Raw genomic sequence first — 7,312 nt, forward strand, 5'->3', positions numbered from 1 at the left:
GGATACTGCGTCGTTGCGCCGTGGCCGTGCACCACGGCGGCGCCGGGACGACGGCGGCCGCACTGAGAGCGGGTGTGCCGCAGGTGATCTGCTCGGTCCAGGCCGACCAGCCCTACTGGGGCCAGGCGTTGCGGCGGCTCGGTCTCGCGGCCACGATTCCCGCGACGAAGCTCACCGCCGAACGCCTCGACGCACTACTCGACCAGGTCTCGCGTCCCGACGTGGTCGAGCGCGCGGCCTCCTGGGCCGCCGGTTTCACCACCGACGGTGTCGAGCGAGCCGCCGATGCCGTCGAGGCGCTGCTGGGTTCGCCGGACGCCCCTGAACTGCTCCATTCCGCCGGGAGGCAACTGTGAGTACCGACATCGCCATCCGCACCACCGGTCTCGGCAAGTCCTACGGTGATTTCACCGCCGTCGGCAGCGTCGACCTCACCATCGCGGCGGGGACCGTGTTCGCCCTGCTCGGCCCCAACGGCGCGGGTAAGACCACCACCGTGCGCATGCTCGCGACCCTGGTCCGTCCCGATCGCGGCTCCGCCGAGATCTTCGGCTACGACATCACACGCGACGCGACCGCCGTGCGCTCGATGATCGGGCTCACCGGCCAGTACGCCTCCGTCGACGAAACCCTCACCGCCGGTGAGAATTTGCGGCTCTTCGGGCGCTTGCTCGGGCTGTCCCGCCGTGATGCCGCACGCCGCAGTGCCGAGCTGCTCGAGGAGTTCGAGCTGTCGAAGGTCACCGACCGGCCGGTGAACCAGTTCTCCGGTGGTATGCGCCGGCGGCTCGATCTGGCGGCGACGCTGATCACCGATCCGCCGCTGATCTTCCTCGACGAGCCGACCACCGGACTCGACCCGCACACCCGCGACAAGATGTGGGGCGTGATCCGGGGTCTGGTCGCCCGCGGCGCGACCGTCCTGCTCACCACGCAGTACCTCGAAGAGGCCGACGCGCTGGCCGACCGGATCGCCGTCATCGACCGCGGCACGATCGTCGCCGAGGGCACTGCGGCCGAGTTGAAGTCGTCCATCGGCGATCAGGTGCTGCGCCTGGAACTCGCCGACCCCGCCCAATCCGCCCACGCGGAGGCCATCATCGTCTCGCTCACCGGCGAGGTGCCGGAAGGGTCGTCGGCGGGCATGCTCACCGTCGCACTCACCGATGCGGGCACCGCCGCCGATATCGTCGCCGCCTGCCGTGGCGCGGGCATCGCACTGCGCGGGTTCGCTGTCGACCGTCCCGATCTCAACGAGGTCTTCCTCGCGCTGACCGGCACCGACCGCGTCGCCGCCTGATCCGAAAGACCGAGGCCACCATGACTGCCACCATCGCCGAGAGCACCGTCGAGCTCACCGCAGCACCGATGATCGACCGCCGTCCCCGGATCACCCATGTCAGCCTGCGCGCCTCGCTGTTCCAGTCGCTGATGATGGCGTGGCGCGGTGTGCTCACCTTCCGGCACAGCCCGCAGTTGCTCTACGACGCGCTGCTGCTGCCCATTGTGGGGCCGTTGCTGTTCGGCAGCATCTTCGGCACCGCCATCGCGGGCAGCATGCAGGCCTACCTACCGATTCTGATTCCCGGCGTGCTGGTGCAGATCGTGCTGACGTCGTCGGTCGCGACCGGCGTGCAGTTGTCCGAAGACATTCGGTCCGGGGTCTTCGATCGGTTCGTCGCCATGCCGATCGCCCGGTCCGCACCGGTCGCCGGAGCCCTGCTGGCCGGGGCGACCCGGTATGTCATCGCCGCGACCACGGTGGTGATCGTGGGGTTCGCGATGGGGTATCGGCCCGATCATCCGGTCGGGTTCGCCGCCGGTGCGGTGCTCGTCGTCCTGGCCACCACCGCGATCAGCTGGTTGTTCGCGTTCATCGGCGTCACCGTATCGAGACCCGCTGCGGTCCAAGGCATGTCGATGCTGGTGCTCACCTTCCTGAGCTTCGCGTCCAATGCCCTGGTGCCCGAGTCGGCGATGCCGACCTGGCTGCGCTATGTCTCCGACTACAACCCGGTGTCCTATCTGGTGTCCGCGGTGCGCGGGCTCGCCGAGAACGGCGTCATCGGCACCGACGCCCTGTGGTCGGTGGTGGCCTCGCTCGTGATCGCCGCCGTCTTCGCACCCCTGACCGTCCGCACCCTGCGTGCTCGCTGAGGAGTTCTGATGACACTCACCATGTCGACCCCGCCCGTCATCTCCCGGGTCGGCGTCAACCGGCTCACCGCCGACGACGACCTGTTCCTCAAGCTGCACAGCCTCTACGGCAACGCCCTGGTCAATCAGCTCGCGTGGCGTTTCGACGAGCCCCTCGACCCCGCACTGCTCGCTCGATTCCACACCCGATTGACCCAGGGTTTCCTGGCCCGGCGCGTGCAACCGGCTCGGGTGCCGTTCGCCCGTCCCTACTGGCTGCCCGCGACGGAATCGCTTCCGCTGGTCTGGGATTCGGTGCCCGTCACCGACGAGGAGATCCTCGACTGGTACTTCGCGCAGAGCCGGGTCGACTTCGATCCCGAGACCGGTCGGGTGTGGCAACTGTCCGCGGCGCCGACCACGGCGGGTGGGACGCTGGTGTCGCTGGTCACCTCGCATGTGGCATCCGACGGCGGCGCGGTGCTGTTCGCCGTGGGCGACGCACTGGCGCGCCTCGATGAGAGCCCGGACGTGACAACCGGTTCGGGCCTGCTGGTCGGGACACAGCCACGCAACACGCTGGGTGCGAATCTTATCGATGCGGGCCTCCAGCTACGTGCGGTCGCACACGGGATTCGCGCGGCGATCGCCACCCGTGGCGTCATCGAGCCGGACCGCAACCCTCGCCCCGCGCTGCCCGAGCTGCCCCTGCCGGCCCAGTGGTCACCGGCGGATCTGGTGGTCCAGGTCGATCTCGCGGAGTGGAACGCCGCCGCCACACGACATTCCGGCACCACGAACGGGCTCCTGATCGCCCTGGGCGCCGGTCTCCTCGGGCGCAGCGGGCGCGTCGGTGACACCGCCGGCATCCGCGTCGACATCCCCCATTCGATGCGCATCCCCGACGACCCCCGGGCCAATGCCACCACCGGCCTGCCGATCTCGGTCACCTACCGCACCGGCGAACGCATCGACCTCGCCGCCGTTCGCTCGGCTGTGAAGCGCGCCGCTACCGCCTATCGCGACCCCGCGACCACGCCCGCTCTGCAACACCTACAGCCGTTGCAGATGATCCTGCCCCGTTTCGTCCTCCGTCGTTTCACGCGCACCGCCAAGGCCCCAGAATGCCTGTGCACAAACCTCGGCGAAACTGCCAGTGGCGTAGCCGATTTCGCAGGTCATCACGCCTCCGCCGTCCTCATGCGACCTGTCGTCTGCACCAACGACACCGCCATGTTCCGCCGAGTGGAAGTAGGTGTGAATCTCTCCTTCTCCACCGACGGCCACACGGTCACCTTGGCTGTCACCGGCGCCGACCCCGACCGCTTTCCCAGCCGCACCGCCCTGCGTGAGTTGCTGACGGCAGAATTCGCGTCGTGGGGTCTCGCCCCCGACTTCTGGTGACTCCTCCGCGTCAGTGACCCGTCGCCACCGCACGCACAGCCGCCCGAGCAGCGACGAGGACGGGGTCCCATACCGGGGAGAACGGTGGGGCGTAGCCGAGGTCGAGCGCGGTCACCTGCTCCACCGTCATTCTGGCGGTGAGCGCCACTGCCGCGATGTCGATTCGCTTGGCGGCGCCGGTGTAGCCGACGATCTGCACGCCGAGCAGCCGCCCGGTGCGACGTTCGGCGAGCATCTTCACCGTCATGGGTTCCGCGCCGGGGAAATATCCTGCGCGACCGGTGGATTCGATGGTGACGGAGTGGAACTGCAACCCCGCCCGCCTAGCGTCGTCCTCGCCCAGGCCGGTCCGCGCCACCTCGAGGTCGCAGACCTTGCTCATGGCGGTACCGACCACGCCAGGGAAGGTGGCGTATCCGCCGCCGACCCCTGATCCGATCACCTGCCCGTGCTTGTTCGCGTGGGTGCCGAGCGGAATGTGACGCAGCGAGCCCGACACCAGGTCCAGCACCTCCACGCAGTCACCGCCGGCCCAGATGTCGTCGTATCCGCGCACGCGCTGAGCGAGATCGGTGAGCAGACCACCGCTCTCCCCCAGCGGAAGCCCGGCCCGACGCGCCAGCTCGGTCGCCGGTTGCACGCCGATCCCGAGCACGACCACATCGGCCGGGTACTCGGTGTCGGCGGTCGTCACGGCGCGGACCCTGCCCTCCTCCGAGGTCCGCATTCCGGTTACCTCGGTACCTCGAACGACCCGTATTCCCATCCCCTCCATGGCTTCTCGCACGCGCGCACCCATATCCGGATCCAACGTGGACATGGGTTCAGCGCCCCGAGTGACCATGGTGACCTCGAACCCCCGACGCACCAACGCCTCAGCCATCTCGACACCGATGTATCCCGCACCCACCACGACGGCTCTGCGCCCGCCGGCAGACTCCAGACCTTCGATCAGCGCCTGCCCGTCGTCGAGGGTCTGCACCCCGTAGACGCCCTCGGCGTCGATACCGGGCAGTGGCGGCCGGATCGGTGTCGCCCCCGTGGCCAACACGAGCTGGTCGTAACCCGTCCACGCCTGTACGCCGGTGTCGAGATCGCGAGACAGGACCCGTCGCCCCACCGGATCGATCTCGAGAGCCTCGGTCCGCATCCGCAGGTCGATGTCACGAGCGCGATGTTCGGCCACCGAGCGCGCGATCAGATGATCGGCATGGGCAACATCACCGGCCACCCAGTACGGAATCCCGCACGCCGAATACGAGGAATGCTGCCCCTTCTCGAACACCACGATCTCGAGCTCACCGGCATCGCGCAATCTCCGCGCCTGCGACGCCGCCGCCATCCCCGTCGCATCCGCCCCGACAACCACCATCCGTGCGCCCATGCCACCACCGTACGAGAGCTGGTCGTGGTTTCGGCCACCAGCACCGCGAGTCGCCGGTTCTACGAGTTTCACGGACCGAGGCCGTCGAAGATCCTACGAGTTGTCGGATCCACCTACGCCCAGGCGGGTCCCCTTGCGTTCCAACCACTCCCAGATCAGCTCAGCGGCCGATTCACCATCACGCAACGTTGTCGATGCCAGTTCGTCGAGGGAATCGGGTGAGCGGATCTCGAGGTAGTAGTCGGTGTCGCTGTGACGGTAGGTCTGGATGAATTCAGGGTGGTCAGGACGGGATACCGTCATGAACGGGCCGCCGCGACTGTATTGCAGTTTGCTGATCCAATAGCTCAGCTGGGTGCGGGTGAGTGTGGTCAGGGTGCGCCCGCCGACCGTCACGTCCAGATTTCTGTGTATCGCCGGCGCTGTTTCCGGCAGTACGTCGGGCCATTCGTGGCCGGTGTTGTCATTCTTCATCCGGATACCCCCAGTCGAAAGCCACGCGGGCCTGCGGGACGAGCGCCGCCACCCGACGGGTGAGGCGATCTTCGAAAGCCTCACTCCAGCGGAAGAATCCGCTGAAGATCACCGGGTAGTCCGAGTCCGCGCGGACGAACAGACCGTCCTCGGTCTCCCCCATCCAGACGAACACCTCGTCTTCCAGCCGCTCGTCCTTGAACACTTCGACCAGCAAGTCGGTCATTCCCACCCACTCGCGTTCGTTCGCGAGCCCCCGAACAGTCAGGGCGACATCGATATTCACTGACACCGGACGAGACTATCGCCCGCCACCGACAACGTTTCTCGAGCTGAGCGCTCAGGATTCGCGCGCGGCGATCGCGGCTTGGATTCTGCGTAGCGTGCGCAGGCCCTTCTTCGCGGCGACGCTCACCATGCCGTCGAAGACGGTAGAGCCGCGATCGTTGGCCATCAGTCGTTCCAGTGTCGGCACGGCGCGATCGTCGCCGGTCGAACCGAGGGCGACGGCCGCCCAGTACCGCTTGTCGGGATCGTCGCTGGAGGCCGCCTCGATCAGCCTCGGGATAATGCCGGGAGCGAACTCCGACAACGCACTGGCGATGTAGCCGATGCGGTAGTAGCGGCGGTTCTCGAATTCGTCCCAGAGCGCTGCCAGTGCCGCGTCACCACCGATCATGCCGAGGGCTTCGGCGGTGCGTTCGCGCATTCCGCTGATCGAGTCCTGTAGCAGGGGCGCGAGGGCCGGGACCACCGCTTCGTCCCCGAGGACGCCGAGGGCGATCACCGCCTGGTCGCGGGCGATGTCCTGTGGGTGGTCCAGCATCGCGACCAAGCCGGGAACCGCGTCGCGGATGCCGAGGGCCGCGCAGCCCATCGCGGCCCATGCCTGGCAGTTGTAGCGGGTGTCGGCGAGCGATGCGAGCAGGGGTTCGCGCAGGGTGTCGTCGCCGAAGACCTCCGCCCGGTTCAGCGCCCTGCTGTAGAGCGACCGATGGTAGTCGGGATAGTCGCGAACGAGCGCGCGCAGCGTCTCCTGGGCGGATGCGTCGCCGTCCTCCGCCCGCACGAGCAGGAGCCGCAGATTGTCCTCGCGGGTCTCGAGATCGCCGTCTTTCAGGAGTCGCACATCAGCTGGGTTCACCGCGCAACGGTACCTGGCGATCAACCGGATACTTGGCAAGCCGCAGGTCACAGGGCCGGCCCCCTTGGCGGGAACCGCGACCCTTCCTTTCGCCACAGCACCACACCCGCCGCCGGCAGCACCGCGGTCGCCGCGAGTGCGGAATCGGCAGCGCAGGGTTCGGTCTCGGCATCGCTTATGACTCAGTGGTTTTCGGAGTCACACAGCAATCCGGGCCCGCGATGGCCGCGTACGCCATCGCGACCTACGGTAACGCGCGGTGCGCCATCATGTACCGGTGGTTCGGAGCCACCGAGCGCAGGTCACCGCGTCGCGACCCCGTTCATGCGCCGATCTCCACCCGCTACGGCAGAATGCGGTATCGCAGCATCATGTCGTGGTCTTCGTGGTCGAGCAGGTGGCAGTGCCAGACATAGCCCTGCAGCGCACTGGTCGCATGGTCGGAGTGCCGGTGGTCGCCGTGATCGTGGCCCTCGGCGAGCTCGGTCGGAACCCGGCGCGGGAACGTCGCGTCCGGATCGAAGCCCAATTCGGCCGCGGTCGGGAACCGGACGATGATGCTGGCGACGGTGCCGCCATCGACGCGAACGATGTCTTTGCGGCCCGCTTCCCACGGCTGCGGCGGTTGCATCGGACCGGCCAGGAAGCCATCGGCCGACGGCGCCCACCTGGTCCCGATCGGTGGCTGCGGATGCGCGCTCTGATAGTCGAGAGTCCGCAGCGGCGTCCGGCCGAGAATGCGAAAAGTGACCAGGTGCAAGTGGATCGGG

8 protein-coding genes and 1 pseudogene are annotated in these 7,312 nt (G+C 67.9%); 4 read left to right on the forward strand and 5 right to left on the reverse strand.

Annotated elements, in window-relative coordinates:
• From ACFWF3_RS17430 to ACFWF3_RS17445, 4 genes are all read left to right on the forward strand, one after another.
• Nucleotides 1–356: glycosyltransferase (locus ACFWF3_RS17430; protein ID WP_379314456.1), on the forward strand; the 356-nt coding region annotated here is incomplete at its 5' end.
• On the forward strand, nt 353–1,300 hold the full coding sequence (locus ACFWF3_RS17435; RefSeq protein ID WP_379314457.1) for an ATP-binding cassette domain-containing protein: 948 nt from the start codon (nt 353–355) through the stop codon (nt 1,298–1,300). The genes ACFWF3_RS17430 and ACFWF3_RS17435, both read left to right, overlap by 4 nt.
• A gap of 20 nt (nt 1,301–1,320) precedes the next feature.
• Nucleotides 1,321–2,157: an ABC transporter permease gene (locus tag ACFWF3_RS17440; protein WP_379314458.1), complete on the forward strand. Its 837-nt coding sequence runs from the start codon at nt 1,321–1,323 to the stop codon at nt 2,155–2,157.
• A gap of 9 nt (nt 2,158–2,166) precedes the next feature.
• The gene (locus ACFWF3_RS17445; protein WP_379314459.1) at nt 2,167–3,540 is read left to right on the forward strand and encodes a hypothetical protein; all 1,374 of its coding nucleotides are present in this window, start codon (nt 2,167–2,169) and stop codon (nt 3,538–3,540) included.
• A 10-nt stretch (nt 3,541–3,550) separates the two neighbouring features.
• On the opposite strand, the gene ACFWF3_RS17450 is transcribed toward ACFWF3_RS17445, so the two are convergent.
• The 5 genes and pseudogenes from ACFWF3_RS17450 to ACFWF3_RS17470 form a co-directional block, all read right to left on the reverse strand.
• Complete coding sequence (locus ACFWF3_RS17450) at nt 3,551–4,924, reverse strand: FAD-dependent oxidoreductase (RefSeq protein ID WP_379314460.1); 1,374 nt, start codon at nt 4,922–4,924, stop codon at nt 3,551–3,553.
• 93 nt (nt 4,925–5,017) lie between these two features.
• On the reverse strand, nt 5,018–5,398 hold the full coding sequence (locus ACFWF3_RS17455; RefSeq protein WP_379314461.1) for a hypothetical protein: 381 nt from the start codon (nt 5,396–5,398) through the stop codon (nt 5,018–5,020).
• Complete coding sequence (locus tag ACFWF3_RS17460) at nt 5,388–5,690, reverse strand: hypothetical protein (protein ID WP_379314462.1); 303 nt, start codon at nt 5,688–5,690, stop codon at nt 5,388–5,390. The genes ACFWF3_RS17455 and ACFWF3_RS17460 overlap by 11 nt, the downstream gene beginning before the upstream one ends.
• 48 nt (nt 5,691–5,738) lie before the next feature.
• A complete protein-coding gene (locus tag ACFWF3_RS17465; RefSeq protein ID WP_379314463.1) occupies nt 5,739–6,542 on the reverse strand; it encodes a HEAT repeat domain-containing protein in 804 nt (267 codons plus the stop codon).
• 343 nt (nt 6,543–6,885) lie between these two features.
• Nucleotides 6,886–7,312, reverse strand: a pseudogene (locus ACFWF3_RS17470) (copper oxidase); the annotation flags it as partial.

The organism is Nocardia sp. NPDC060220, from assembly GCF_042727815.1.
GTDB lineage: Bacteria > Actinomycetota > Actinomycetes > Mycobacteriales > Mycobacteriaceae > Nocardia.